At 37.4% G+C, this 25649-nt stretch carries 26 protein-coding genes; 8 read left to right on the forward strand and 18 right to left on the reverse strand.

What is annotated here, in order from left to right; all coding sequences use genetic code 11:
- Positions 1–63: 63 nt before the first annotated feature.
- Positions 64–531 carry a DUF1905 domain-containing protein gene (locus tag EG339_RS01335; protein ID WP_115050571.1) on the forward strand — a complete coding sequence of 156 codons (468 nt, stop codon included), beginning with the start codon at positions 64–66 and terminating at the stop codon, positions 529–531.
- Between the two features lie 96 nt (positions 532–627).
- Positions 628–1614, forward strand: coding sequence for a hypothetical protein (locus EG339_RS01340; protein ID WP_115050573.1), 987 nt, complete (start codon positions 628–630; stop codon positions 1612–1614).
- Positions 1615–1625: 11 nt separating this feature from the next.
- Here the strand turns inward: EG339_RS01340 and EG339_RS01345 are convergent, their stop codons facing one another.
- The 3 genes from EG339_RS01345 to EG339_RS01355 form a co-directional block, all read right to left on the reverse strand.
- The gene (locus EG339_RS01345; protein WP_115050574.1) at positions 1626–2015 is read right to left on the reverse strand and encodes a DNA-binding response regulator; all 390 of its coding nucleotides are present in this window, start codon (positions 2013–2015) and stop codon (positions 1626–1628) included.
- 272 nt (positions 2016–2287) lie between these two features.
- On the reverse strand, positions 2288–2587 hold the full coding sequence (locus tag EG339_RS01350; RefSeq protein WP_059136904.1) for a helix-turn-helix domain-containing protein: 300 nt from the start codon (positions 2585–2587) through the stop codon (positions 2288–2290).
- Complete coding sequence (locus tag EG339_RS01355; protein ID WP_059136905.1) at positions 2568–2879, reverse strand: helix-turn-helix domain-containing protein; 312 nt, start codon at positions 2877–2879, stop codon at positions 2568–2570. The genes EG339_RS01350 and EG339_RS01355 overlap by 20 nt, the downstream gene beginning before the upstream one ends.
- Before the next feature lie 169 nt (positions 2880–3048).
- On the opposite strand from EG339_RS01355, the gene EG339_RS01360 reads away from it, so the two are divergent.
- Both EG339_RS01360 and EG339_RS01365 read left to right on the forward strand, forming a co-directional pair.
- A complete protein-coding gene (locus tag EG339_RS01360) occupies positions 3049–4650 on the forward strand; it encodes a hypothetical protein (RefSeq protein WP_002978280.1) in 1602 nt (533 codons plus the stop codon).
- Entirely contained in the window at positions 4650–7301 is a 2652-nt protein-coding gene (locus EG339_RS01365; protein ID WP_002978278.1) for a phospholipase D-like domain-containing protein, read from the forward strand. Before EG339_RS01360 ends, EG339_RS01365 begins: the two co-directional genes overlap by 1 nt.
- A gap of 39 nt (positions 7302–7340) precedes the next feature.
- Here the strand turns inward: EG339_RS01365 and EG339_RS01370 are convergent, their stop codons facing one another.
- The 15 genes from EG339_RS01370 to EG339_RS01440 are packed head-to-tail and all read right to left on the reverse strand — an operon-like array spanning position 7341 to position 18565.
- Entirely contained in the window at positions 7341–8141 is an 801-nt protein-coding gene (locus tag EG339_RS01370) for a TIGR02391 family protein (protein WP_002978276.1), read from the reverse strand.
- 10 nt (positions 8142–8151) lie between these two features.
- Positions 8152–8424, reverse strand: coding sequence for a molybdenum ABC transporter permease (locus EG339_RS01375; RefSeq protein WP_002978274.1), 273 nt, complete (start codon positions 8422–8424; stop codon positions 8152–8154).
- Positions 8425–8477: 53 nt separating this feature from the next.
- A complete protein-coding gene (locus EG339_RS01380; RefSeq protein ID WP_185097070.1) occupies positions 8478–9014 on the reverse strand; it encodes a GNAT family N-acetyltransferase in 537 nt (178 codons plus the stop codon).
- 49 nt (positions 9015–9063) lie between these two features.
- On the reverse strand, positions 9064–9513 hold the full coding sequence (locus tag EG339_RS01385; protein WP_002978269.1) for a DUF3872 domain-containing protein: 450 nt from the start codon (positions 9511–9513) through the stop codon (positions 9064–9066).
- A gap of 12 nt (positions 9514–9525) precedes the next feature.
- On the reverse strand, positions 9526–10086 hold the full coding sequence (locus tag EG339_RS01390; protein WP_002978267.1) for a conjugal transfer protein TraO: 561 nt from the start codon (positions 10084–10086) through the stop codon (positions 9526–9528).
- 20 nt (positions 10087–10106) lie between these two features.
- Positions 10107–11000 (reverse strand): conjugative transposon protein TraN, encoded by an 894-nt coding sequence (gene traN / locus EG339_RS01395; protein ID WP_002978264.1) that lies wholly within the window; start codon positions 10998–11000, stop codon positions 10107–10109.
- A 24-nt stretch (positions 11001–11024) separates the two neighbouring features.
- Positions 11025–12374, reverse strand: a complete 1350-nt coding sequence (gene traM / locus EG339_RS01400) for a conjugative transposon protein TraM (RefSeq protein ID WP_002978262.1) — start codon at positions 12372–12374, stop codon at positions 11025–11027.
- Complete coding sequence (locus EG339_RS01405) at positions 12361–12648, reverse strand: hypothetical protein (RefSeq protein WP_002978260.1); 288 nt, start codon at positions 12646–12648, stop codon at positions 12361–12363. Before EG339_RS01405 ends, traM begins: the two co-directional genes overlap by 14 nt.
- A gap of 23 nt (positions 12649–12671) precedes the next feature.
- Positions 12672–13100 (reverse strand): hypothetical protein, encoded by a 429-nt coding sequence (locus EG339_RS01410; protein ID WP_002978258.1) that lies wholly within the window; start codon positions 13098–13100, stop codon positions 12672–12674.
- 11 nt (positions 13101–13111) lie between these two features.
- Positions 13112–13735 carry a conjugative transposon protein TraK gene (traK, locus tag EG339_RS01415; RefSeq protein WP_002978256.1) on the reverse strand — a complete coding sequence of 208 codons (624 nt, stop codon included), beginning with the start codon at positions 13733–13735 and terminating at the stop codon, positions 13112–13114.
- A 19-nt stretch (positions 13736–13754) separates the two neighbouring features.
- Complete coding sequence (gene traJ / locus EG339_RS01420; RefSeq protein ID WP_059136909.1) at positions 13755–14750, reverse strand: conjugative transposon protein TraJ; 996 nt, start codon at positions 14748–14750, stop codon at positions 13755–13757.
- A gap of 2 nt (positions 14751–14752) precedes the next feature.
- Positions 14753–15385 carry a DUF4141 domain-containing protein gene (locus tag EG339_RS01425; protein WP_002978253.1) on the reverse strand — a complete coding sequence of 211 codons (633 nt, stop codon included), beginning with the start codon at positions 15383–15385 and terminating at the stop codon, positions 14753–14755.
- A 29-nt stretch (positions 15386–15414) separates the two neighbouring features.
- A complete protein-coding gene (locus tag EG339_RS01430) occupies positions 15415–17919 on the reverse strand; it encodes a TraG family conjugative transposon ATPase (protein ID WP_123868534.1) in 2505 nt (834 codons plus the stop codon).
- The gene (locus tag EG339_RS01435; RefSeq protein WP_123868535.1) at positions 17916–18248 is read right to left on the reverse strand and encodes a DUF4133 domain-containing protein; all 333 of its coding nucleotides are present in this window, start codon (positions 18246–18248) and stop codon (positions 17916–17918) included. The genes EG339_RS01430 and EG339_RS01435 overlap by 4 nt, the downstream gene beginning before the upstream one ends.
- 11 nt (positions 18249–18259) lie before the next feature.
- Positions 18260–18565, reverse strand: a complete 306-nt coding sequence (locus EG339_RS01440) for a DUF4134 domain-containing protein (RefSeq protein ID WP_026706465.1) — start codon at positions 18563–18565, stop codon at positions 18260–18262.
- Between the two features lie 415 nt (positions 18566–18980).
- On the opposite strand from EG339_RS01440, the gene EG339_RS24735 reads away from it, so the two are divergent.
- From EG339_RS24735 to EG339_RS01455, 4 genes are all read left to right on the forward strand, one after another.
- On the forward strand, positions 18981–19271 hold the full coding sequence (locus tag EG339_RS24735) for a DUF6660 family protein (RefSeq protein WP_394343424.1): 291 nt from the start codon (positions 18981–18983) through the stop codon (positions 19269–19271).
- Between the two features lie 241 nt (positions 19272–19512).
- The gene (locus EG339_RS01445) at positions 19513–23880 is read left to right on the forward strand and encodes a CusA/CzcA family heavy metal efflux RND transporter (RefSeq protein ID WP_123868536.1); all 4368 of its coding nucleotides are present in this window, start codon (positions 19513–19515) and stop codon (positions 23878–23880) included.
- Between the two features lie 5 nt (positions 23881–23885).
- Positions 23886–25175 carry an efflux RND transporter periplasmic adaptor subunit gene (locus EG339_RS01450; protein WP_123868537.1) on the forward strand — a complete coding sequence of 430 codons (1290 nt, stop codon included), beginning with the start codon at positions 23886–23888 and terminating at the stop codon, positions 25173–25175.
- Positions 25176–25184: 9 nt separating this feature from the next.
- Positions 25185–25604, forward strand: coding sequence for a Fur family transcriptional regulator (locus tag EG339_RS01455; RefSeq protein ID WP_107317343.1), 420 nt, complete (start codon positions 25185–25187; stop codon positions 25602–25604).
- Positions 25605–25649: the final 45 nt, after the last annotated feature.

The following is a 25649-nucleotide window of genomic DNA, read 5'->3' on the forward strand; positions in this document are numbered from 1 at the left end:
CAAAATACCCAAATTTTCTAAATTATGGGGTTAGCGGTAAAGCTATAATACAGGTCATAAAAGATGAAATACTTAGTAAAGGACGAGGAACTCGAATTGAAATATGAAGCAGGTAAAGGTGCTTGGACATATCACATCCAAGTACCTAACACTAAACATATCGTAGGAAAATGGGGTTCATTGAAAGTATCTGGTACAATTGACAACTACACAATTGACAGTGTTAATTTGTTTACGATTGGAGGACAAGACAAGCTAATTTCAATTAATGACAAAATCAGGAAAGCAATCAGCAAAAGTGGTGGCGACACTGTAACTGTGACACTTTACTTATTGACTTCAAAGGAGCCGATTACAGAAAAAGAAATATTAGATACTTTTAGAAATTCGGGTGTTTTAAAATCGTTCAATAAATTACCAAAAGAAGATAGGATCAAAATTATTGAAAAAATATCCTCTACAAAATCCGAGGACAAACAAGTAAATCTAATTTTGAAATACATTGACCAATTGGGTGACGACAATGATTAAGCAGTCTTCACTTGATTTCCTTTCTACTCTCAAGCACAATGGTTTGAACAAAAAAATGGCATTACTTTAAAACTGTCAGTAAAAATAAATTTCAAAATGATTGAAACTGAAATCTCAATAACCGTAAACAGAAAATCCGATATTACCTTATTAGAGCAAACAATCGTCGGGAACAAGTTCCAATTTCCGGTTTACATACGGGAATATGAATTTAGCTATCAAATAAATTTCACAAGTGATTATGAGGAATGGGAATTAGACACGGCTATTCTCAATTCTTTTCCTGGATATGAATTTACCACCGACCTCGAAAAAGGACGGAAGGAAATACGGGTTCAAATATCCCGATACCAATCAGAATTATCGACTGATGGCTGGGGAAGACGGATTGAAAATCCTTTGGATGAAACGAAATATCTTGTAAAAGCATCGGTAAATAAGCTTGAAAAGTTCAACCCTAAAATCAAAGTTTTGTTCGAAGATAAAGAGCAGTACTACTTTGTAAATATTGCAGATGGTGTTAACAGTGCTACTGAAGAAAAAGGTTTTTTGCTTCTGGATCATTTTAAAACCAATAACCCTGATGAAGCAACATTTTTTGATAGATTATACAAATCTCCCTTAGAAGCTTTTCATTCAGGATACTACAAATTGTCCAAAGTAGTGGATCAGGATTTTGGCACTTACCTTGAAAACAAAAAGAAAGAAATCAGAGAAATTCAAAAACAACCACGAAAAATCATCAGAGATTTTATAAACGCCTGTAACAGTTCCGATGAAAGTAGTATCCTGAAAAATCTTGACGAAAATATCATTTTTGAAGTTCGTAAAAACTGGAAAACATTATTTGAAATCGAAGGGCTTTCAAAATTCAAAGAGTATCTGAACTCATCCGATCAACAATTGTGTGGTAAGAATTTTAAAATCAGGTCATCTTGGAGTTTTAGTTTACCAAACGTGACTATTGGAGTAAAATATTTTCCGCCAGTTACAGAAAAGGATATGCACCCTACTCAAAAATATGAGCAGATAAGGTTTGTACTAAATGATAAAAAAATCGCTAGTATTTTGTATGAGAATTAGTGAATTTTATCCTAATTGATAACGGCTTCTATTACTTTTCTAAAATATTCCGCATCATTACCAATCAGCAAGTAACTTGAAAAACCAATATCTAAAAGATATTTACCCACTTTCTCATCATCAATATCACTATGTGCAATCAGTTTTATTGTTGGATATTTTGTTCTTAATCCCTGAAGTTGTACCAGTATGTTTTTATCGTAAAAATCAAGGTCGATAATACAAATTTTAGGGAGTTCATTTAATGAAGATAATTGTGACAGTCCAGCTTCCATGCTTTCTGAACGAAATAAGACTTCAGTTCCTGAAGCAATGAGGTCTTTACAAATGAAATCTAAAATTGGGCTTTTATCATTGATAAAGGCGAGTGTAATTTTTTTTTGTGCTGTACCAGTTTCCATATCATCATACTTTTTTAAAGTTGATGTAGCCCTGCACAAAAAGAAAGCGCAGGCCACTACACTTACCGCACATTGAGGCACTGGTATACCCGACAACGAATAAGCGAGCGCCCACGCCTATGGCATGAGCGTTCTTCCTTATCGTCCCGTTGTCTAAAAATTACCAGTTTTCAATGTGGGACTTAAAGCAAAAACACTTTAAGTATTTCTATATTTTACATAGCAAAGATACTAAACTCTTGCTATTAGATGTATTAATGCAATAAAAAAGCTTAGTCTGAATTAGTTTTGTGATTGATATAATTCTGCTCCAATATTGTCATCAAATCTGTTTCCTTATAAATAATTTTGCCACCAATCTGAATATACGGCAGGATATTATCATCACGATATTGCTGTAAAGTGCGTTTGCTAATGTGTAACAGTTTGCATACATCTTCGCCCGACAAATAAATTTCTCCATTCATTACAGGACGATAGTTTTTTAATATACTTTCGATACGGTTTCTCAACAGCAATATCATTTCTTGATGGGAAATGATTTCTTCATTATCATTCGTCAATAAATCCATTGTCATTGGTATTGTAAGGTTGTCCGGCTTCGAGCAAAGCCTGTACATCCGAGAGTTTATAATAATTCTTGCGGTTCAGTTTGGAATAAGGTAACAGCCCTTTGTCCTTGTAGGTCTGCAAAGTCCGTTTAGTAATCTTCATCATCAAACAAACTTCCTGGTTATCTAACCATTTTTCTTCTTTGAAAATCGGGATATATTTCCGAGTGGCGTTTTCGGTCAATTCCAAAAGTGCTTTCAGTTCATTTGTCATTCCGTCCAATGCGGATTTTTGTATTGCGATAACTTCCATAATCTGCTCAATTTTGCTGTGGAAGTGGAATTTATCAAGGATTTGTAAAGGCTTGGAAAATGTTGTATTGATTGGCGTTGAAAGGCAGTATTTGTCGCCACGATATAAATTTCAAGATAGTTTATTTTGTAAATTTGAAGAATATAGGTTACTGATAAATTAATTTTAAATGGCAGTATTACAAAAAGGCAATTCAAATTATCCGTTTTGGGGAGCATCAATAAATCTAATCACTGGACTTGACCCGTTAGGCCTTCAAACAACCTCAGAAGCGACTTACGCCACTATGTTGCCTGGAATTTCCAATTTGACTAATCGTCTCCGTTATTATGGGTTTTATTGTTGGCTTTTAGACTTCTATTTCAAGACCGAGAAGAAAGGCAACTCAAAAGAACAATATCGTTTTATCCGCAGAGCTGAATTGATGATTGCCATAATTATGCAAAGCGAGCGTAAAGGAGTTCAACAGATAACAGGAAGTAACTTTGCTTCTAACCTAATAAATACAGCTGAGGAAACTTATTTTGACTTAGCCGAAGGAGCAGACAAGGACAATACCGATAAAAATGTTTATTGGAAATATCCATCCGGTGCATTCGGACAATATTATTACGGAGCAATGCAGGCACTTTCCTTAATTATTACAGCAATAAATGATGATGGAGATGTTATTTACAACATTAGTAAACCACACCCAAGACAAAAAGTTTCTGGGGAACAATTAGCCGAGGCTTTTGAAGGATCATTGTCACCACAAATAAAAGAGTTATTTTATATTAATATCAAAAAAGGAAAACTCTACCAAGATGATATTTCAGAACTGATAAAGTATTTTGCGATTGATACGATACAAACAGAAAATGCCGAATGGCAACTATATGTAGAAATGCTTTTGGACAAAGACGATCCAAGTCAAGAAATGGAAGAACGTTTTACTTTTCACAGAAGGGAAACAATTTTGTCGCTCTTAAATACAGCTGTTAAAAATGAAAATAATTACGACTGGTATAGATTTCTATTGGAAAGTTACCGAAAGAAATTGGGAACAAATGGTTATCCTGAAACGGAAACTAATATTGGTTGGTACTGCTATCAATTAAATGAGTATTGGCAGTACAGTTGCGGAACAATATTTTGGGCTGTATTACAACATCTTTACGATTTCCAACAAGACCAATATCTACCATTGTTTGTAAAGAAATTTTCAAGCAGTATTACAAATGAAATATGCAAAGAGCTAAAGCAAGCTACAGAGCCAACAAGTTCACTTGCAGAAATTTTGGAGTTAATCCCTGACACAGAAGATGAGGAAAACATCAAAAAGGAAATTGATGGAACAAACGACCCTGTTATAGTAGCAAAATATGGCTTTATTCTTTTGCTTCAAATATTCAAAAATAATAGAGAGCAACTTCATCCATTGAAAGAATTTATGAGCAGAAAAAAGATAGAAAGGGATGGGAATATGGTTGATGGTATCTTGACAGTTCACACAGCAGAAAACGATACACTTCAAGATTTTGTTGAACAATTTATTTTACGCAAAATTATTTACAGGCACTCAATGGTTGCACTCAGAAAAATGGGCAACGGCTCACAGGCTACTCACAAATTTTTTATTGAGGAACAATACATCCGTTTCATAGATACATTTCCTCCAAGAAACACATCGCCAAGAATGAACGCCTTGCAAAACATAATGTTTGATTTGCAGGTAATCAACGACCAAAGGATTTTATCGCAATTACATAAGAAACTTTTGGTTGACTGATGATACTAGAAAGAGAAAACATACTAACATTGATAGGAAGCAGAAGATATCATTCTGCAATTCTTACTACCTTCAGCTTTGACTTTTATTTTTTTGAAATGAAAGCAATGAAATGGTTGCGTTCTTGTGGCGTGAGAAACATCAACGTTTTTATTGATGGACATTATTATTCAGAGTTAATGCAACAAGTGACAGGAGAAGAAATGCAACTTTCTGCCGGTTATTCACTTTATCCTGTTTTTCAAAAGTCAGTATTCCATCCAAAAATTTGGATGTTGTTTGGTGAAAAAGAAGGATTGCTTATTGTTGGTTCTGGAAACCTTACAAATTCTGGAAATGGCAACAATGATGAGATTTGGGGAGCATTTCATTTTGATATTCGTTCAACCGAAAATTCATCAGTCTTTTCGTCAGCTTGGGATTATCTATCAACTCTTTCATCGTCAGTTAAAGGACAGATGAATGAAAAAACTACAAAATGGATACTTGAACATTCTAAATGGCTGAATGAATTGCCAAAGACAAAACCATTTCAATTTTTCGAAACGTCGCAAAAAGAGAAGGTTGCTTTCCTGTTTAATACTGAAACAACTTCTATTTGGAACGAACTTTTAAAACATCTTAGCAATGAGAAAGTAGTAGAAATAACTACCATTTCTCCATATTATGACAAAAATGGGAAAGTATTGCAAGAACTTAATTCTCTTTTTCCTTCAGCCATAGTAAAAGTCATATTGGATGAAAGTGGTTTAATCCCTTCTGCAATGCAAGTGAGCAAAGCGTTTACATTTTACGATTGGTGTGATGCAGGCGTAAGCAAAATCCAATATGCAAAATCTGGAAACTCAAAATCAAAACTTCACGGGAAGATTATTCATTTCAAGACAAAAAATGGAAAAGAGTTTTGCTTGTTCGGTAGTGCCAATATTACACCTGCAGGATTGGGATTATTGGGCAAAAATTCAAATGCAGAAGTTTCACTTCTTATTCAGTCAGAAAAAGGTGGACTGTTAAATCAATTAGGCATAAAACTGAAAACAAGCAATAGTAAAACCCTTGATGAATTTACAACGACTACAAGTAAATCAATTTATGAAACTATAATCGAGAATAATCAATTTAAACTACAACTGCTATCGGCAGAGTTGATTTATGATGAATTTATACTTCATTCCAATGGCACCTATACCGATGAATTTAAGGTTGTTTTCTTCGATAAACAAAACCGATTTTTGTATTCCAAAACATTCTCAAATTATGAGAAAGAACTAAAAACAAAACTCAATTTAGAATTAGGCACTTTCCAATATGTGCAATTGACAAATATTAGTGAAGAGATTATCTCTAATAAACTTTTGATTTCAGATTATTTCCTCTTGGCAAAAACGCATCCTAATCCAAAGACAGAGGAAATTGAAAAAATTTATAGCGAAATCCAAAATGGAGAGCTGAGCAAAGTTCTCGACTTGTTGCATTATGCAATCTTTGATGAAACAGAAAATGAAACAGGAGCCAGCTTTTTAGATAGTAGGAGAAGCACGTTTACAAAGCTGAATGATGACAAAGAACCTGAAAAACTTTACGATCTCTCTTCCTATAAAGCAATAGAAAATTCTGGATTTGAAAAAAACCTTCTACTCTCTTCTCTTTCCCTACGTGTTTTAGATGTTTTGAAGTTCATCAATTTAAATGGAATTTCAACAAATAAACAAGCTGATATAAGTATTGATGAGCAAGAAGACGATTTAGGCAACATAAATGGAAATGAGGAAGGAGAAGTGGCAACGGTTCGTAACCTCTCTTTTGTCATTCTTAAATCTGAAAAAAGAAAGTTGATGAACTACTTTGATAACCTTTACAATTACCAACAAGAAATTCTCTATGGGAATAGTCGACCAAAAACATATAGGCCTACACTTACAGATTTGACTAAATATTTAATCGCTCTTGAGTTGATAAGTGAATACGGAGGGAAATCTGCAAAGTATGACGAACAAGACACGCACCATTTTTTCAGTTATTTACCATTTGTAGACGATTATGACAATAACAATGTAAAGGGTTGTTGTTTAAACTTAATTGGCGACTTTTTGATGCTGGCAAGAAGCGGATTTAAAGCGTATGAATTTGACTATACAAAAAAGAAAATCGAGGAACTAAAAAAAGAGGCACTCATAAATACAATTGTTTGCTTAATTAACAATCGATGGAAAGATGATGAATTACATTACTTTTTTACTATGGCTTTAAATGCACTTCATTATTTAGGTTGTAGGAATGTAGATGATTTCAATAGCAATTTTGTAGAATTAAAATCCAAAATTAATATTAGAATTTCCGAGCTGAAAAACAGAACAAAGGGATTTGAAAAAAACTTAGAGATATTTTACGAAAGACTATGTCCTTCGTTTATAAAAGTGATTGAACAGATTGAAGATAAGAACTTTGATGCATCAGCAGTTAACGGGCAAATTATTTACAAATCGCCTTGGGGTTATAGCTACGTTCAGTACGTAAATAAAACAAACGATTTTACTTTAATCAGACCTGGCTTTATGTGGGACTATGATAAAGAAGATTACATAAAACACAGTCCAGACGAAATTTATTTACCTCTAAAACTCTCATCTTTTATATGCACCGATTTGTAAGTTAAAAAATCGGATAACTTTTGGGTTATCCGATTTGCGCTATTTAAGTCCTGTTTTGTAAGTGTTATCAAGTTTGTTATGAATAATTGTAGCTACAACCAATACTTCAGTCATTTCTGAAAGTTGAGTGTCTTCTAATATTTTCGGGTTATGCGCTTTTGGATTTCGGTACATAGAAAAAAATCCTTTACAGAAGTTGCCGAAACCCTTATGCTCACTTTCTTCGCTTGGATTATTCAGCATATTAAAAGCAAGCATAGGTCTTTTGTCTTTTCCTAAAGCAAAACAATCATCAACCAGATCTGCTCCATCTGAAGTATAGCCACTTTTCTGCCTAAGTCTTTCCGCAACACTTTTTGTGATTTCTAGTATAGAGTGAAAATAATTTTCTTTCAGCCATTCGGCTTCGCAGTATGGTAAAATTTCTGAATGAACTCCGATACCGTGTACTTTTTCTTTGATTTTAAGTGACCTGCTTTTAGCTTCTGAAATGGTTTTAGCCTTTTCAACTAGTCGGGGTTGTCCGGTTTTATCAATTTCTATCCCTTCGTAAACTAATTTTTCATTGATAGTTGTTCTGTCTCTTTCAAATTCGTCTTCGGAATTATATCTTTTAGGATTTAATAACCTAACTACAAATGCCAATACATTATTTCCACAATTGTCTTGTATTTGCTTTTCTTTTAATGCATAAAAAAGTCTGTCGGTTTTGTTTGTACCAATTTGCGATTGAGAAATATTAGCACCAGCTAAATGTTCTGTGATTTTTGTATGCGTTAATAGATTTGATATAATGTCAGATATATTTCGCAAGGTTATGTCATCAAAGGATTTTGTCATTTAAAAATGATTAATTCTGTTTCTGGATTTCCATGTTTTGGATTTCCCTATCTTTTTTCTCACGAGAATAAACCCAAAGTGATAAAAGTCCAAATATAATCAATCCATAAGCTATCCATTTACCAACCTTTTCAATAAATTTAATGAAAACCGAACTTTCATAAGATGAAAAACCTTCGGCTCCCATCGGACCACGCCTGTAAAACTTTCGTCGGTTAAGCCAATAGCGAAGTCCTAAACCTGCAACCAAAAATATTATCCCTATAACCAATGATGCAACCATAACAATAAGCTATTATATTCTACTCTTTGAATTTATGAAAAATATTTGTCCCTCTATTCAATTTCAAACTCTTTTGGATATTGAACAATACCACTGATATTTAGTAAAGCATTTTCAGTTAGTTCAATTGCCATACAGTTGGCATCGGGAACATCAAATGGCAACTTAATTCCAAATTCTTTTGTCAGTTTATAACCGAACTTTGGATAATAATTTTCGTGTCCTAACAATACCACAGAACCAAATCCTAATTCTTTCGCTTTATGATGTGCGGCTTCAATCAGTTTTGCACCGATACCGTTGCCTTGAAATTCCGGTAACACAGCAACCGGAGCCATAGCAAGTGAGGTATTTATTTTCCTATCGGCATCTATGATATTGATTTTGGTAAGCAATATATAACCGACAATCTGATTGTTCACTTCTGCAATGAGCGACAATTCAGGAACGAACGCATCGGAACTTCTTAAACTTTCGACTAAATATTGCTCTTTGTGGTCGCTATATTCCTCTTTCTCAAAAGCATTTTTTATCAGCTCAAAAACAGTTCCGAAATCTTCCTTTACTTCTTTTCTTATCTCCACTTTCATAAGCGTAAAGGTATAAAAAAAACCTGCCCGATTGGCAGGTTTTAACTCCTTAATCACTACTGTTAAACTGAAAACTTATCTTTCTTTCGTTGCCAAAGCTGTCGGAAATCCAAACCTCAAAAGATTGTGACACGGCAGATGTTGAAGTGTAGTATAAGCGAAACTGATCTGTCGGTAACGGGTACAAATCGTTTGGTAAATATGGTTGCTCATCGTAATACCGCAATGTGCCTTGTCCGTCAAATTGGAAATAGCGAAGAAAATACTGTGTGTTGCTATAATTGCCTGTTCGCTGTATGGCAATGCGTATTTCTACCGTCTGCCCATTGACTATATCTTTGGGAACAGGCATCACGTTTACCTCGAAAGGAAAATCGTTCTGTATTTCGAGTTCATCATCTTTGCTACAAGATACTAAAATTACCGAAGCTGTGAGGATTGCCAGCAATACATATATTGAGCTTAATCCTATTCTGAATTTATTGAATATTGCTATCATCGTTTTTACGTTTTAAAAATTAAACCTTAACCCCATACCTGCTGATGGTCGGAACTGTTCCAAATCTGTACCCCAAAAGACTTTTGTGCGTCCTTGTAGCACCAACACAAATCGGTCTGATAGGTACGTTTCCAAAGTTAGCCGTCCACCAGCTCCGTAAATGAAATTGTCTTCACTCAAAATCTTTGCTCCGTCATACAACATCGCTTCGCCACGATTGATACTTTCATAACCGACCACACCTGTTATCCCGAAGTTCAGCGTAATGTTTTTACGGGCATCGCCCAAGAGAAAGAAACTGTAACCACCTTCGGCTGTATAGGTTTCCTGCGGTATGCGGAGGTCTTTGTAGTCGTGGTATTGGTGCGTGTATTCCAACGCCCAAAGCTGGTAGTTACCATGTTTACCGTTCACGGTCATTCCAATATTGAGGTAATAATCATTACCAATTTTATCGTTGGATACTACACCTGTACTTACTTCCAGTCCTTTCTGTTTTGGGAGCATTCTTTGTGCCTGTGTAACCGTGATGGCCATCAAAATGAACATCACGGTATAGATATACTTTTTCATATTATTGCATTAAAATGTTATTAAAATTTTAGGTGCATATCGTTTATCAAACGAGCTTTGATTAAGTCTGAATTTTCGACCTGCAAAGTTTGATGTCTGCCACCGTTCTTCTCGAAAATCTCAATCAACAGTACCTTGTCATCGGCAATGGTAAATTGGTCTAGCAGGAATACGTTTTGTTCGGTTAGTTTTCCGCCAATCTCGTCCAAAGGTTTGTATGTTCTAAGTGGTATCATAGGGCGTTCTTGTACTACAGTACGTTTGGCTACCTTTTTATCTACTACTTTGAAATTGATAAAATCAATCTGGAAAGGCACATTGGTTTTATTTCTCAATTCCGTATGGAAATAGTATTTGCCGTTGTGGATATAAATACCTTTCAAAATAAACTGTATGCCGAAGCTTTTTGCCCCAATGTGCTTTACAATACGCTTATCATTTTTGTAAATCGTTTCCAAAAGCAATCCTGCCAGTGAAGGCGAATTATTGCCCAATTCTTCAAAAAGCACATCGTTACCGTTAGCTTTGTCTACTGCCTTTTGCATTGTGAGCAGGTCATAACTCAATGCCTCGGGATAGGAACTGTAATATACATTGAAACTGTAAAAACGTCCATCATTGGTAATGACCGAAAAATTGGTTTCAGGTTCGAAATCCCTTACAGATGCTTTTACACGCAAAACATTTTCCGCATCTTCTGCTTTTCCTGCAATCAGATATTCGCTTCCCAAATCCACATAACGGATAGCGGTCGGAAAAATCAAGTGCGAAGTTTTATCGTAGGTAACTTCCATTTTATACGGTTCTATCTTGCCTAATGCAAGCGGAGTTCTGATGCTGTCTTGTGCAAAAGATTGTACGGCAAAGCCGAGTATGAGGGCAATTGTCCAAAAGGTTTTTAAAATATTTTTCATTGTTTTATTTGTTTGAATTCAACATTATTGTTTAGATACAAGGAAGACCTGATGTCCTGCTTTCAGCGTAACTTTTGGGGTTCTTACCTTTTTAGCAAAATAGCCCGAAATTCCCTGTACCACACCACGACTAAGGTCTGCGGCAACCTGCTGTCCAGCATTTTGCGTGAGCATTACGCTTGTTCCGCCTGTCTGGCTCATATTGCCTGCCATTTCGGTAAGGGCATTCATTTCGGGCGAATACGGAACGTACAAGCCTTGCTGTCCGTCCAAATCGTAAATGGTTATATCTACCGGGATGATATTGCCCTCCAGTTCTATCGAGGTAACTTTTAGTTGTAAACGCCCTCCCTGAAATTTCGCATTAGCCGTTAAAATCGTTCCTTTTGGAATGGTACGGCTCGGTGTTTTTGCAGGCTCTAATAATCGTAAACGCACACCTGTTTCGCCAACTACTGTTTGGGCATCGTGTACACAGGCTTTGATACTGTTTTTGGGTTGTGCCATTTGTTCCAAAGAACCAGCGGTATAAAACCCACGGTTCTTTGTTTCGCTCCAATCCGCTAAAAAAGCACTGTCCGATGGTTCACGGTAAAGGGCTGATACTGTATTTTTTCTTGCTGATGTGAACGATACAAAATGCTCTTTTTGGTTAGTAGCCATAGCACTAACAGCATCCGGAACAGCACCATTAGCAGGTGTTGAATTTTCGGTATTCGCATTTTTTGGCAGATACTTTGCTGCCATTTCATAGGATTTCTCCATTAGCTTCAATTGGTCATCAACTGTGGCCACAGGTGGCACATCCTTTTCTGATAATTTTTCTTTCAATTCGTCCACCTGCTTACGCAGTTCCATTGTTTCAGCGTTATCATCTTGATAAAAGGAACTCAATGCGCTTTGGCTATTTCGATAGCTGTTCAAAGCAGGGTTACTGCTTCTTGCCGAATTTCTCCCACTACCGCCAAAGCTGTTGTTTTCCTCTTCTTCATTAAACGGTTCGTCGGTTGGCTCTTCTTTGTCTTCTGTATTCCAGTAGTCTGAAAGTGTAGCCAATGCATTGCGTTTTTCCTGCTCTTTGCGTTCGAGCATTTCCTGTTCATACGCCTTGCCTTTGTCTGCAGGCATTCCAGTTCCAGTAGCCTCTGGTACCGCATCGTTCAGCCCTACATTTTCAATTGTCTTTTTGTCTTCGGATGGTTTAAATATGAGGTACATACAACCCACGAAAACAATCGCCATTAAGCCGAAAATTAAGGGCTTTTTGAGCTTCTCCTTATTATTCTGTGTGCCGTCTTGCAACACATCAGCAGTTGCTGTCGAGTTCCCCTCCGTTACCCGAACAACCGATTTTTTGTTCTCATTTTCTTTCATAAATTTGATTTTTTAAAATTGTTGATACACTATCCTGCAATCTTGCAGGACTTCCATTTTTTTTGAGGACAGGATTTTCGATATGCTCTATGATCATATCGTTTCCAGACTTTGAGGTATCGTACCAGACTTTGAAAATTACACCTGCGGTAAGCAGTAGATATCCCACAAAAAAGTACAGGGTATATTGGTGCTGTTTGCGCACTGGCAATGCCTGCCAACGTTCGTCGAGCTTATCAAAATACCTATCCATATTTGCTCTTAGTTTTTTCATACTCTTAATTTTTTATGATGATGTTAGAGCTTGAACCGCTTGGAGATTTTACCCACATTTTGCTTTTGTTCATCATTAACCAAAGCAATAACCTCAACTGCATTGGGTACGACTATTAAAGAGAGGTTTGTCAGTTCCGATTTTTTTAGCAATTGCCCAAATTGGTCTTTTCTTGCCACCTCCATTCTGTTGAGTGAGAATTTGCCGTTCAGATAATTTACCCACATACTGCATTCTACACTTGGCTTGTCTTCTCCCGACCATTGTAGGTAGCCTGTCAACAACAAGTCTTGTTTAGGCAAAGTATCTGCACCTTTTTGGCAGCTTTCAAGGTAATCGCTGATACTTTCTTTCAGCTTTCCGGCATACGCACCCTGCGTATGAAAATAGCCGTTATATCCTTTTTCTGTAAGGATTTTTGCGAACGTGTTTAAATCTGATAATGTTTCCATAAGATTGTTTTTTAGCGTTCGATGACTTCTATATCCCTGTTTTCCACGACTGCAAATTTTTCGATATTGAAGCCTTGTGGGTTGTTGTCAGAGCGAACGGAGTTGACTAGGTAGCAGGAAGTAATTAAGTTACGTCTGGTTACATTGCTTGACCGAATGATGAATTGTTTTGCATAGGTTCGTACCGCATAAGGATGGGTATCGAAATTGCAGACCACACTATCTACTTCGATGCGTTGCTGTACGTTTCCTGATATAATACGACTGTAATAGCCTTTTTCTGACAAGTCTTTATAGTAGTCGAAGGCACTTTTGTCGGCAAGATTGAATGCCCTGCTCATATTGCTTTCTATAGCGTTTTTGTCGGGAGCAAGTGTAAAAAACAGCTCGTGAAAACGTCTGACGTGTTCCCTTGCTTCCACAGGTCGGTTGATACTTGCATCTTGCGATAAGGCAAGCATCAAAGATTTGCCGTTATCCAATACATAGATTTTTTGGCGTTGTTCTTCTGCAAAGCGGTAGGACTGCCATACGGCATATCCTACCACGCCAATACAGAGAACCGCAAACACAATGGCATATAGTCTTATCTGCCTAAAGCTGTTTTCGATATTTCTTAGCGTTTTAAATTCCATTTTTTTGAATGATTTATTGTTATTTATTAATCAGTTTACCGCCGATGTTTCCTACTGTAGATCCTGCACCAGCACCCGCAAGGTTTCCTGCCTTCATCGCTGTTTGATTTACATTACGAGTAAAGTTTCCTGCACCTCCGGCTTGGATTACCCAACCTGTTACTGTTGGAATTGTGAAGTAGCCAACGATACCGATAATCATAAAGATGATGTACACCGTATTGCTCGTATCGGGTATGTAGGTCGGGTCGGCAAGCATTGCTATATCCCTTTCCAGTATGAGGGATTGTATTCTTGCCAGCATCGAGCTGAACAAATCGGAAACAGGAAGCCAGAGATATACGCTGACATATCTCGTGATCCACTGTGTGAGCGTGGACTGAAATCCGTCCCAAACGGAAATAGCAAAAGCTATTGGCCCCAGTATCGAAAGGACTATCAGGAAAAATGTTCGTATGGTATCAATAACTAAAGCCGCCGCCTGAAAGAGTATTTCCAATAAATTGCGAAACCAATCCTTTATTGCTTTCTCTATCTTGTAGGCTTGCCTGTCCATATACATTCCTGCCATTGTACCAACGTCCGATGGCGACCAGCCCAATTCATCCAGCTTTTTATCAAACTCTTCGTCTGATGCCATATAGGCGGTTTCGGGATTTCGTACCATTGCTTCGTATTCCAATTGGTCTTTCTGTTGCTGGAGTTGGTTGAGGTCAAGCACCTGGTCTTCGAGTATGGCGTGAGTTCCTGTAACTACCGGGCTTAATACTGCATTAATGGTTCCCAACACGATGGTTGGAAAGAACATTATACAAAGACCCAGAGCGAATGGACGCAGTAACGGAAACACATCGATAGGCTCGGCTCGGCTTAAAGCCTGCCAAACCTTTAATGCTACATAGAACAACGCACCCAATCCCGCCAATCCTTTAGCCACAGCCGCCATATCACCTGCAAGCGGCATCATATCGTCGTAAAGTGAACGAAGGAGTTCGTGAAGATTATCCCATTCCATTTTTACCAGTATTTTTGGTTAGAAGTTCCGTAGAGTTCAAGAACTCTCTGTGCGTCGTTTTTCTTTTTCGCTCTTAGGTAGCTTACAGAAATGTTCTTATTAGTGTAGTAGCGTACAAGGCTGTGGTAATCCTTTACCTCTTTGTACACACGATCAATAATATCCATACGCTCTTTGTCGTTTAGCGAAAGGCTTGAAGAGGTTATAATTTGCTTCAATTCTTTCAGCAGTTCGGTACTTTCATTGAGCAGTGCCGAATAACCATTGCCGATTGCAACCAATTCCTGTGGTGTGAAATTGGGATCGTTCATCATTTTTCCAAAGTTCTGAACATATATTTCGGACACATCACCTACCAACAATACGGTTTGCTGTACTTTACGGGCATCTTTCACAAGGTTGTTGATAGCTTTTAGCTTGTCGTAATATTCCTTACCCTGATCGTACACTTTCTTTACTTCGTTGAAGTTCTTTACTACATTGCTCACGGTGGAAGAAGTCTGTATGATTTCGTTCGCACTGTTGATAATTCCTGATGCCAGATTTGCAGGGTCAGTTACTACAAATTGGGCTTTAGCTGACGGTGCTACGGCGAGCATTAGTGCCGTACACACCAGATACAATACTTTTTTCATTGTTTCTGAATTTTTAAATTGTTAATTGACTATTGATTTACTTTGTCCCGCCTTTGCATTGCGATATGCTTGATGGCGAGTTCTACATTGCCGTCCAGTTCAGCAGCAAGCTGCATCACTTCCATTTTTTCGGTTTCTTCGGTGGTGTAAGCAAGGTATTCCTCCAAACTAACTTCGGTGGCATAGACTGCCGAGTGCGTACCACCTAAGCCTATCCAAACCTCTTTGTAAAGTCGGCTTGCATCGTTGTTCATATTGATAGAAAGTACCTGCCCTTTTTCCTTATCTGTAAGCCCCAACATCGCCTGTATATCATCAAACTTGTTCATATACTTTCGTTGGTCTAAAAGGATTTTACAGTCAGAGTTATTGATGATACTTTCTTTGACGATAGGCGATTGGATAATATCATCGACCTCTTGCGTTACGACAATCGCTTCTCCGAAGAATTTGCGGACGGTCTTAAAGAGATACTTGATGTATTCTGCCATTCCTTCTTTGGCAATCGCTTTCCAAGCCTCTTCAATTAAGATGAGTTTGCGAATACCTTTGAGCCTACGCATCTTGTTAATGAAGACTTCCATAATGATAATGGTAACTATGGGAAAGAGGATTTTATGGTCTTTTATCGCATCAATTTCAAAGACAATAAAGCGTTTGGAAAGCAGGTCTAACTGCTTATCGGAATTGAGCAAATAATCATACTCACCGCCCTTGTAGTAGGGTTCGAGTACGTTAAGGAAATTGGCAATGTCAAAGTCTTTTTCCCTTACCTGTTTTTCTTCGAGTACCTTGCGGTAATCGCCTTTTACATACTCATAGAAGCCATTGAATGATGGATAAATATCTTCCTGTTTGATGCGCTCGATATAGCCTGATACAGCATTCGATAATGCTACTTCTTCTGAACGGGTTGGTGGTTCATCATCACGTTTCCAGAGTGTCAGTATCAAAGTCTTGATACTTTCACGCTTCTCAATATCGAATACGCCATCATCGGTATAGAAAGGATTAAAGGCAATTGGGTTGTCTTCTGTATAAGTAAAGTAAACACCGTCTTCGCCTTTGGTTTTACCTTTAATGAGTTCGCACAAACCTTGATAAGAATTTCCGGTGTCCACAAGCAAAACGTGAGCGCCTTGCTCGTAATACTGCCTAACCATATGGTTTGTGAAGAACGATTTACCACTTCCCGATGGACCGAGTATAAACTTGTTCCGGTTTGTGATTATGCCACGCTTCATAGGCAAATCCGATATATCCAAATGGATAGGCTTTCCGGTCAGGCGGTCAGCCATTTTGATACCGAATGGCGAAGGCGAATTGTGGTAATTGGTTTCTTCCGTGAAGAAGCATAATGCAGGTTCGATAAAGGTGTAAAAACTTTCCTCTGCGGGAAAATCACCTGCATTACCCGGTATTCCTGCCCAGTACAATGTTGCTACATCGGTAGTGTTGTGTCTGGGTTTACATTCCATCAATGCTAAAGCACTACCACAATCATTTTTTAGCTGTTTCAGTTCTGCCGGATCATCCGACCACGCCATAATGTTGAAGTGAGCACGAACAGAAGATAGCCCAAAACTGTGGGCTTCGTTTAGGTACTTTTCTATCCACTCTTTGTTGATTTGGTTGGCACGACTGTAACGAGCCAGTGAGTGCATATTCCTTGCGGACTTCTCAAACTTTTGTAGATTGGCTTCGCTGTTATCCAAAAACAAATATTGGTTGTAAATGTGGTTGCAGTTTAACAACAAGCCCACAGGTGCGGCGAATGACAAACGGCAATCACTTCGGTCGGTAGATAGCTTTTCAAAACGGGTATCAGCCGATACCGTTCCGGGTAAATCGTCAGTATCGGACAAGGTGTGCAGGCTCAACCTTTTGTTCCCGATACGGACTTCTTCCGTTCCGAGAGCGATGTCCTGCATCGGTGTTCCAGCTTCCCTTGATAGCGTAAGGTACTGTTCCAATAATCCCTGTTTTTCGTCCGTTCCGATAATGTCATCTTCGGTAAGACGTTGCAGGGTTATAAAACCGCTATCGTTTACGATACGTTCAAATTGTGCCACTGCTTCCATAAAGCGGTGTATCGTTTCCTTGTTCCTGATTTCCTTTGGTATCAGCGAACCTTTGCAAAGCGATGAAAAATTACTTTGCATACGCATACGCTCTTTAGTTGTCTTGGTTAAAAAGAGGTAGCAGTAATGGTTTAGGAACGATCGCTCATTAAAATGACGTTGGTAAGACTTCGATAAAAAGCTCTGGTCTTCGATTGCCAAATTGGGCGTATAGCTTTCCTTAATATACCAATCCTGTTTGTGAATAACTGTAAAATCAGGCAAGGTCTTGATAGCCTTATGCCAGGCGGAATGAATGGCTTCATATTCCGCAGAAGCTACAGTAAACAGTTCCGGCAAACGAACCTCAAAGCAGGCGGTAATATCTGCATCTTTGGAAAGAATGCAGTTGTTTTCTACCGCCAATAAAGGAAATTTATTTTCCAGCGTTGTTGTTTTAGATACATTTCTCATACTGCATTCTGTTTAGATGTGAATTTTAAATAGAGGTGTACAGGCTTGCGACAGATGATGTATCGAGGATGCCTTTTATTAGCGGCTATCTTCATTAATCCGTGTTCGCCGTATTTCCTGTTCAGTGAAAAGGTCTGCCACACAATCAGCGAAGCACCGCCTGCTCCGAGAAAAAGGCAGATGTAAGAGTTTACGCCAGTCATATATAGTATCATCACGAAGATGAGTGTACCGAGTAGTCCGCCAGCGAAAATGAACAGGTATTGCGCTTTCAGACCCTTAAATTCCACCGTTCTTCCTATGCCTTTGTTTATGTTGTAATTGTTCATAAACTAGAGGATTAAAGAAAGAATGAACGCAGGATGGTAGCTGCCACGATTAAAAAGATACACGCACCGAACCAGCTTGCCGCAGTCTTCGATGTGTCGGGGTCGCCTGAGCTGAATTTATTGTACACCTTAACACCTCCGATTAACCCGACTACTGCACCTATGGCGTAGATTAATTGGGTTGCGGGGTCGAAATAAGACGTTACCATTTGGGTAGCCTCGTTGATACCTGCTGTACCGTTTCCCTGTGCGAAAGCACCAATTCCTGACAGCATAGCCACGGCTGCCAGTAAAACTTTTTTTCTCTGTTTTTCCATAATTGAAACACATTAATTTGTTATTGTTATCCCGCACCTTGCGGACTTTCGGGACAAAGGTGTTTCAGAAATTAGAGCGTTATAAGAAAGTGGCAGTCAGAGGTATTGTTTGGCAGTGGGTGGCTTTTGTATGATAGGGAAAGAGGACAAACAAGGTTGAAGGTACAATCCTTCAGAACTACATACGCATTTTCATTGCTTACAATGTAAACGAACTTTTTTCCTTACAGATGCAGAAATCCCTAAAATCAATATTCTTCAAAATTTTAAATTTGAATGTGTTAATTTAGCGCTTACAAGAAGGTGTGACAGATGCAATTAAACGATATGGAACTTTGCAATCCGATTGCAAGAATTATTTTTTTATATTTGCATCATAATGAGATGGATAATTACAATATTGACTTTTTACTTGATGGTGCTTTCATCGTTGCCTTGCAGCGATGGGAATAATCGGTGCGAGGACAATAGTAATACAACTGAAATAGTGCAATCTCACGATCACAATCAAGATAAAGACGATCATTGTAGTCCTTTTTGCTATTGTAGTTGTTGCAGTATTAGCATTACTTATTATAATTTCAAACCGTTTGAAATCAGACATCCTAGAGTTGCTTTCATTACTAAAAAAATCACAATACGTGATTATACCTTAATTTCCAATTACTACGGAAGTATTTGGCATCCGCCAAAATTTACTGTTTAATTTTTTTAGATTTTCTTGTTGCTATTGATGGTTTGTTGCAAGCCTCAGTTAACTGTATTGCTTTTAATTGGCATAGGGGTGTTGTTTGCACCTTCGTATTTGCGTTATGTATTTTCGATATAACTCTTCATTTATAGAGGTAATTCAGGCATCACACTTTACGCAATAGTTATTTGATTATCTGATGGCTTCTTAACCAAAGGGGCTAGAATTTATTTGTCAAAAATTTAAACAGATATACGTGTTAGATAACATTATAAAATTCAGTATCAAAAACAAGCTTGTCATTGGTATAATGACCTTGTTACTCATTATTTGGGGAGTGTGGAGTGCCACAAAACTACCTATTGATGCCGTGCCCGATATTACCAATAATCAGGTGCAAATAATTACGGTCTGTCCCACATTGGCAGGTCAGGAAGTAGAACAATTGGTAACTTTTCCTATTGAACAAAGTATAGCTAATATACCAGATTTAGAAGAAACCAGAAGTATTTCTAGGTTTGGATTATCGGTAATTACAGTAGTATTTAAAGACAAAGTTGATATTTATTTTGCTCGCCAATTAATTAATGAAAAATTAAAAGAAGCCGAAGAAAAAATACCTAAAGGAATTGGAACACCAGAACTTGCTCCCGTAAGTACAGGTTTGGGAGAAGTTTATCAATACATTATCCATCCCAAAAAAGGAAGTGAACAAAAATACGATGCCAAAGAATTGCGTACAATGCAAGATTGGATCGTAGCAAGACAGTTGTACGGCACTCCGGGAATTGCCGAAGTAAATAGTTTTGGTGGCGAGCTGAAACAATATGAGGTTGCCGTAAATCCCAATCGTTTGAAAGCTATGGGTGTAAGTGTTACCGATATTTTTTTGGCATTAGAAAAAAACAACCAAAATACTGGTGGTGCTTACATTGACAAAAAACCGAATGCTTATTTCATTAGGGGTATCGGTTTGGTTACTTCATTGGATGATGTGAAAAACATAAGTATAAAAAATGATGGAGGTAGTATTCCCATTTTTATTAAAGATGTAGCAGATGTACGTTTTGGAAGTGCTGTACGATATGGAGCAATGACCTACAACGGCGAAGTAGATGCAGTAGGCGGTGTAGTGATGATGCTAAAAGGCGAAAACAGCAACGAGGTTGTTAACCGTATCAAAGAAAAGTTGCCTGTTATTCAAAAATCTTTACCCGATGATATTATTATTGAACCTTATTTAGACCGTACAGATTTGGTAGGCAGAGCAATGAATACGGTAGAAAAAAACCTGATAGAAGGTGCATTGATTGTCATTTTTGTTTTGGTTCTTTTCTTGGGAAATTTTAGAGCGGGATTGATAGTAGCATCCGCTATTCCTTTGGCAATGCTGTTTGCTTTGGCCTTAATGAATGTGTTTGGCGTAAGTGCCAATTTAATGAGTTTAGGAGCAATAGATTTTGGGTTGATAGTAGATGGAGCGGTAATCATTGTTGAAGCCACACTACATCATTTAGGTTTAAGAAAATCCAAACAAAGGCTCACTCAGCAGGAAATGGATAATGAAGTTTTTACCTCAGCTTCAAAAATACGTAGCAGTGCAGCTTTTGGTGAAATCATTATTTTAATTGTGTACATTCCTATTCTTACGTTGGTTGGTGTAGAAGGTAAAATGTTTAGACCAATGGCACAAACTGTAGGTTTTGCAATCTTTGGAGCATTGATTTTGTCTTTGACCTACATCCCAATGATGTGCGCCTTGTTTCTGTCAAAAAATCCTACTCATAAAGAAACTATTTCAGATCGAATGATGAATTGGTTACAAAAAATGTATCAGCCATTATTAGAAAAAGCCATCAATATAAAATATTGGTTAGTAGGAATTACCGTTGCCATATTTGCCTTTAGTATTTTCTTATTTAGCAGAATGGGTGGCGAATTTATACCTCAATTACAAGAAGGGGATTTTGCATTTCATTGTATTTTACCACAAGGCAGTTCATTGAGCCAAAGCATCGAAACTTCTATGCAAGCCAGTAGAATTATTAAAAAATTTGATGAAGTGAAAATGGTGGTGGGTAAAACCGGAGCAGCAGAAGTACCAACTGACCCGATGCCTCCCGAAGCAACTGATATGATGATTTTGCTGAAACCGCAAAGCGAATGGAAAAGCGGTAGAACTTATGATGAATTAGCTGATGCTATTAATGAAAAATTGGAAGCAATACCTGGTGTGTTTTTTGAAAAGAACCAACCAATACAAATGCGTTTCAATGAACTAATGACAGGTATTAGGCAAGATGTCGCAGTAAAAATATTTGGCGAAAATTTAGATACATTAGCTTTAAATGCAGAAAAGGTTAGCAAAATTATACAAACTGTTCAAGGTGCTACCGCTCCACAAGTAGAACGTGTAAGCGGTTTACCGCAAATAAATGTAGAATATGACCGTACTCGCTTAGCTAATTACGGAATAACAGTAGAAGATGTAAATAACGTGGTAAGCACTGCATTTGCAGGTAAAAGCGCAGGTGTGATTTTTGAGAACGAAAGAAGATTTGATTTGGTCGTTCGCTTAGATAGTGTTTACAGAAGTAGTATTGAAGATGTAAACAATCTGATGATACCCACCTCATCAGGTAATCAAATTCCGCTTTCACAAGTTGCCACAATTGATTATAAATTAGGACCTGCACAAATAAGCCGAGAAGCAGGAAAACGTAGAATTGTAATCGGATTTAATGTAAAAGACAGAGACGTACAAAGCGTGGTAGAAGAAATTCAGCAAAAACTAAATACACAGGTAAAGTTACCACCGGGATATTACTTTACTTATGGTGGTCAGTTTGAAAATCTACAGGAAGCAAGTAATAGATTAATGATAGCCGTTCCGGTTTCTTTGTTGTTAATTTTTGTGTTGCTTTATTTTACTTTTCGTTCTTTTAAACAAGCGGGCTTAATATTTACAGCAATTCCAATGAGTGCCATTGGTGGTATATTGGCTTTATTGCTTCGTGGTATGCCATTCAGCATAAGTGCAGGAATTGGGTTTATTGCTTTATTTGGTGTAGCCGTTCTTAATGGAATTGTACTGATAGGCACATTCAACCAATTGGAAAAAGAAGGAATAAAAGATGTATTTAAAAGAGTAATCGAAGGAACTAAAATCCGTCTTCGACCAGTATTAATGACGGCAACCGTAGCCAGTTTAGGATTTTTACCAATGGCATTGAGTAGCAGTGCAGGAGCCGAAGTTCAAAAACCTTTAGCAACAGTAGTCATTGGCGGTTTAGTCACGGCTACATTTCTTACACTGTTTGTATTACCCTTACTTTATATAATTTTCAATTCAAAAATTAATTTAAAAATAAAACCTCAAGTGAAATTCATAGCAACTGTCATTGTATTGCTTCTATCATTGGTAAGCTTTACAGCAAATGCTCAAACAAAGAGTTTAATGAGCGTTGATGATGCGATTAACATTGCTCTTCAAAATAATCAAACCATTAAAGCTTCAGCTTTAGAAATTGATGCCAGCAAAGCTTTGAAAAAAACTGCCGGAGAATTACCCAAACTAGATTTTAATGCACAGTTGGGGCAATACAACAGTACCAAATTCGATCAGTCTTTTCAAGTATCGCAAACCATTCCGTTTCCATCGTTATTTGGAGCAAAAAAACAACTGATTAATGCTGAAATAAAAGGTAAAGAATTACAGAAAGACATTTCGGTTTTGGAGTTGAAAAATCAGGTGCGGACTTACTATTACCAAATTTTGTACTTGCAACATAATCAAAAACAGTTGCAAGAATTGGATAGTTTGTACAATGATTTTATCAAAATAGCACAACTTAGATACAAAACTGGCGATACCAAAAAAGTCGACATCAGCACAGCGGAAGCCAAGAAAGGCGAAATCAATTTATTGTTGAAACAAAATGAAGTATTTCTGAAGAATGCAGTTGCCAATCTAAAGACATTGATGAACACAAAAGACGATTTTACCATCGCAGAAAAAGGAAATTTTCAACCTTTGCAAGTTTCTAATTTGTTGGATGATGAAGCCGTAGCCAATCACCCAAGCATTCAATCTTTGTATCAGGAAGCTAAAATTGCCGAGCAAACCAAAAAAGTTGAGCGTTCGCAAGGCTTACCCGATTTTACTATTGGTTACGTTAATCAATCCTTGATAGGTTTTCAGGATGTAAACGGAACGGAGCGGTTTTTCAATAGCGGAAACCGATTTAGCTCTGTAAACATAGGCATCTCAATTCCCATTACTTACGGTGCTACAAAAGCACGAATTAAATCTTTGGATTATAGTAAGCAAGCAGCCGAAGCCAATGCACAACAGCGACAGAAAATACTTGCTACACAAATGCAAAATGCTTTGCACCAATATCAACAAGATATACAGCAATTCAATTATTTTCAGCAGGAAGCTTTGCCTAATGCCAAAGAAATCGTATCAGCTGCACAATTGGGTTACAGAACAGGCGAAATCAGTTATGTAGAGTATCTTTTTGCATTGCAAACCGCTACCGACATAGAATTGAATTACCTGAAAAGCATTCAACAAGTAAACCAATCCGTAATTCAAATTTATTCATTCATCAATCAATAAGTAAAATGAAATTCACTATAAAAAAAATCTGGAGCATAACAACAATAGTTGTTTTAGTATTTGCTTTTTCGGCTTGCAGTAATCACAAAGAAGGCGATGGTCACGACCACGGCACAAAAAAAGAAGAACCAAAAAAAGAAGAAGCTCACGAAGAAGAAACTCCAACCATTGCCACACTTACCGAAGAGCAAATAAAAACGGTAGGCATACAATTAGGTACAATAGAACAAAAAGAATTAACAGCAACAATCCGGGCAAACGGCTTACTAAAAGTGCCCAATAACAACAAAGCCAATGCAACTTCATTGTATGGGGGTGTGATAAAAACGCTTAAAGTTCAAATTGGAGATTATGTAAAGAAAGGACAAGTAATAGCCACAATTGCCAATCCGCAGTTTATACAATTGCAGGAAGAATACTTGAGCACAGCAAGCAGAATAACCTTTGCAGAGCAAGAATTGGCAAGGCAAAAAGAACTGAACCAAGGCAATGCCGGTGCTGGTAAAAATTTACAAAGTGCCACAGCCGAACTCAATAGCTTACGAACCAGAAGAGCTTCTTTACAACAGCAGATACAGCTAATGGGCATTAATCCCAGTTCGGTATCAAATAGCAATCTACGATCGGCATTGGTCGTAACCAGTCCGCTGAATGGTACGGTTAGCAACGTTTTTGCCAAGATAGGAAGTTATGCAGATGTATCTTCGCCTGTGATAGAAATTGTAGATAACAGTTCATTACATTTGGATTTACAGGTTTTTGAAAAGGATTTACCACAGGTAAAAGTGGGGCAAACCATTCACTTTACTATAACAAACAATCCATCAACCGAATATGATGCTACTGTTTTTAGTATTGGTTCATCATTTGAAAATGATAGTAAAACCATAGCCGTACACTGCCGTGTAAATGGCAATAAAAAGGGTTTAATTGACGGAATGAACATCACTGGTATTGTCAGTCTTAGCAATGTAACAACTCCTGCTGTACCCAACGAAGCTGTTGTAAACGCCGATGGTAAATACTATATTTTTGTGCAAACCGATAAAAAAGCAGAAGAACACCACGAAGAAGGAGAAGAAGCACACGAACATAAGGAAGGCGAAGAAAAAGAGCATTCGGAAGAAAAAACCAGTATGAACTTTGAAAAAATAGAAGTACTGAAAGGCGTATCCGACATGGGGTATACCGCAATAAACTTCGTGAACGAAATTCCTGCCAATGCAAAAATTGTGGTAAAAGGAGCCTTTTTTGTAAATGCAAAATTAAGTAATACAGGAGGTCACGAACATTAATTTTTTGTTATGAAAAATATTGAAGAGAAACTTTTAAAAAAAAACACCAACCCTACCAGTATGCGGATTTTGGTGTATGACTTTTTGGAAGAACAACAGATAGCGATGTCATTATCTGAAATAGAAAGCCATTTTTATAAAGCAGATAGAATTACTATTTATAGAACTCTGAAAACTTTCGAGGAAAAAGGTATTGTACATAGTATTCAAGACAATAACACAAGTAAATATATCTTATGTGACGATGGGTGCGATGAGAAAACTCATAAAGATTGGCATCTGCACTTCTACTGTAAAATTTGTAAACAGACAACCTGTAAAGAAGATTTTACAATACCACAGGAAAGGAATTATGAATTTAGAATTGACGAGATAAAACTATTTGGTAAGGGTATTTGCGAGAAGTGCTTAAAGGAGAGTTTGCAATAGCATTGCAGGCTCTCTATAATTAACTTTGATATTAAAAAGAAAGAT

Origin of the sequence: Chryseobacterium bernardetii (assembly GCF_003815975.1) — a bacterium.
GTDB lineage: Bacteria > Bacteroidota > Bacteroidia > Flavobacteriales > Weeksellaceae > Chryseobacterium > Chryseobacterium bernardetii.